We start from the raw sequence: 3,197 nt of genomic DNA, 5'->3' as shown, positions 1-3,197 counted from the left end.
TCAGATGCCCAGCGTTATCGTTGACGACCATCGCGAGCGTGCTCGCTCCTACAGGGGCGGGGTCAGATTTCGAGGACCAGTGCGCCGTTGAATTCGGGGTTTTCGTTCACGCCATTGCCGGCATAGCCCCGTGGATTGCACACCACGCGGGTATTGCCCACCCGGTAATCGAAGCTGCCGTGGGTATGGCCATGCAGCCACAGCACCGGCCGCCATTGCCTGATTTTCTCTTCGAGGTCCGACACGAAACTCGAGTTGATCGGTGACTCGGCGAACATCGGCGCGATGCTCGAGCGGGTCGGGGCGAAGTGGGAGATCACCACTGTTGGTGTGGTGCTGTCGCGCCGGAAGCAGTCGTCCAGCCAGGCGACAGTCTGCAGGTGAATCAACTGTGATACCGCCGGAGTGAACAGTTCGGGAAAGTCCGGTGCGATCCTGATATGGCTGAAGTCGCGAATCAGGTCCGTGGCCATGTCGACCCCCAGATCCCGCTGCGGGCCTTCATCGAACAGCCGATAGTCAGACCACAGCGTACAACCGAGAAACCGCACGCCGCCGTGCACATGCTCCGAGCGTTCCAGCACCGTGATCCGCGTGCCTCGGGACAGGTCGCGCAGCTGCTCATAAGTCGACGCCAGATCGCTGCCGTAGAACTCATGATTGCCCGCCACATACAGGATTGGCAGCGGGCAGGCGCTGGCCCATTCGATGGCCCTGGCCGGCCGTGCGATGTCGCCGGCGAGCACGACGATGTCAGCCTCCACCTTTGGAAAAGGGATCGCGTTGACGGACAGGTGCATGTCGGACAGCAGGGCGATGCGCATGGGTCAATTCCTGTGGGGGGCGGATGAATCAAGCAGGGCTTGTGCGACCAGAATCATCTTCTGCTCTATTTGTGATTCGGTGTGCGCGGCGAACCCCATCACCAGGCCCGGCGGCATTACGACGCTTTGAGTGTACCGGCTCAGGGGAAAGGCGCCGATACCGCAGTTTTGCAGCAATGCCAATGCGTCGGGCTCCGAAAAGCCCTTCAGCCGTCCCGCCACGTCGAGCCCGGCGTGAATGGGCGTGAACTCGATGAAGTCGGCCCATAGCTGCCTGGACAAGCTTTCGAACGCTTTGGCACGGGCGGCATAGAGCTTGCGCATCTTGCGGATGTGACGATCGAAATGGCCCTCGGTCATGAAGTCTGCCAACACCGCCTGGGCCAGGCTGTTGGCATTGCGCGCGGTCAGGGACATCGCTCGAGTGAAGGGTTCGACCAGCTGTGGCGGGAGCGCCAGGTAGGCCAGGCCGATGGCGGGAAACAGCAATTTGCTGAAGGTACCGGCGAGGATCACATGGTGGTCGGCCTGGGGCATGCTCTTGAGCGCGGGGATCGGTTTGGCGATGAACCGGTACTCACTGTCGTAATCGTCCTCGAACACGTAGGCGCCATTGTCCCGTGCCCACTGCAAAAGCGTCAGGCGCCGGTCGGGTGACAGGGCCACCCCCATGGGCGCCTGTCGACAGGGCGTCACGTAGGCAAGGCGCGCGTGCGGTGCTTTCCTGATGCCTTCGTCGACGACAATCCCCAACTCGTCTACAGGTACGTCAACGACGTTCGCACGGGCGCCGAGCAGGATCTGCCTGGCACCGGTGTAACCCGGATCTTCCATCCACACCGCATCGCCGGGCTCGATGATCAGGCGCAGGCAAATATCCAGGGCCTGCTGCACGCTGCTGACCAGCACGATGTTTTCCGCGCTCACCGCCACGCCCCTGGCGATTGCCAGGTGATCCGCGATGGCCTGGCGCAATGCCGGTGAACCCTGCGCGGTGCGCCTGGACAGAATCGTCGGCTGGACGGCGGCCAGGTGCCTGGCGTGCAGTCGGCGCCAGATATCGATCGGGAAGCTGGCGACATCGCAGCAGTGCGGAACGAAGGGTTTTGACTGGGATTGCGAATCCAGTAGAAAAGCGGGGGACTGTTCGACCAGCTCACGGGCCCAGCGGGAAGTGGGCAGAAGGGGCGCTGCATCGGTTGACTCGGTGGACTCTGGCGCTCGGCGGGCCTGGGCGCGGTGATCGTGGGGAAGGGTGAGGCTGACCCGTGTCCCGCTGCCCTTTGCGGTTTCCAGATAACCCTCGGACAGCAGTTGGTTGTACGCCGCCTGAACCGTTCCTCTGGCCAATCCGTATTGCGCGGCCAGATGGCGTGTGCCGGGCAGCAAATGATTGCGCGGCAGGCGCCCGCCCAGGATGTCCTGGCGGAGCGCTCTGTAGAGCCAGTTCTGCAGGGTTTCACCCTCCTGGCGAGCATCGAGGGCGAGGGACCAGGTGACCTGGCTGGAAACGTTGTCGTTCATGTATGGCGCCTGAAGTGGCTCAATCAGATTGTCGGAAACTGGATCAATACTTTAGTCCAGTCCCGGACAAAGATGATCACCTCCTTATGTTTTCACGCTACTGGGTACTTTTTATGCGCACATATCAGATGCAATCGGTTTCGGAGGCTTCGGCAGTCAAGCCGCAGATGCAATGGTTCCTCGGGCCGATCATTGCGTTGATCTATCCCTTTCTGCTGATTTGCTTCAACACCTACAGCGTCAAGATCACCCAGGGTGCGGGTGTTGCCGCATGGCTGATGGCGGGGCTTGTGCTGATGCTCGCCATTTTCATGCCGCTGATCGGGCTGTCTTGCGCGATCTTCCTGGGGCGCAACCCGATGCCGAGTTCAGCCGAAGTGCTGGCGCGTCGAGTGGCGTTGGTGTCGGGCGCGGTGGCGCCGATCTTCGTGTTTACCGGCGTGATCTTCCTGCTGCTGGGCAAACCGACCTGGGACATCGGTTTCCTGACAGTGGTCTGGACTTCCCTGATCGGCCTGATCGCCATTGCGGACAAAACACCGCGGCAACCCAAAACTTTGGTGGAGGGCAAGAACAGAGTCAGGTTCTGGCACGGTGTCGCCGCAGCAGCGGTGGTGGTGTACCTGGGCTTCCATTTCAGCAATCACTTTTTCGGCCTGATCGGCCCAGAGGCTCACACCGCAGTGATGAAGGTGTTCCGGGTGGTTTATCGCTCAGCGGTCATCGAGCCGCTGCTCACCCTGACATTCGTGTTCCTGATCGGCAGCGGCGCCTACATGGCCTGGCGCCTGACTGATCGGCAGGCCGATGCCATTCGCACGTTCCAGATCGCCGGCGGTGTGTTCCTCG

3 protein-coding genes are annotated in these 3,197 nt (G+C 61.6%); 1 reads left to right on the top strand and 2 read right to left on the bottom strand.

Annotated elements, in window-relative coordinates; translation table 11 throughout:
• Positions 1 to 62 precede the first annotated feature (62 nt).
• Entirely contained in the window at positions 63 to 824 is a 762-nt protein-coding gene (locus tag ACW9JE_RS29845; protein WP_457434802.1) for a metallophosphoesterase, read from the bottom strand.
• A 3-nt stretch (positions 825 to 827) separates the two neighbouring features.
• Positions 828 to 2,348, bottom strand: coding sequence for a MocR-like pyridoxine biosynthesis transcription factor PdxR (gene pdxR, locus ACW9JE_RS29840; protein WP_457434801.1), 1,521 nt, complete (start codon positions 2,346 to 2,348; stop codon positions 828 to 830).
• 113 nt (positions 2,349 to 2,461) lie between these two features.
• Between pdxR and ACW9JE_RS29835 the strand changes: the two genes are divergently transcribed.
• On the top strand, positions 2,462 to 3,197 hold a 736-nt coding region (locus ACW9JE_RS29835; RefSeq protein WP_457434800.1), incomplete at its 3' end, for a hypothetical protein.

The organism is Pseudomonas sp. SDO55104_S430 (assembly GCF_054070595.1).
Note: the sequence above shows the minus strand (reverse complement) of the source record. Positions and strands in the feature narration are given on the sequence as shown.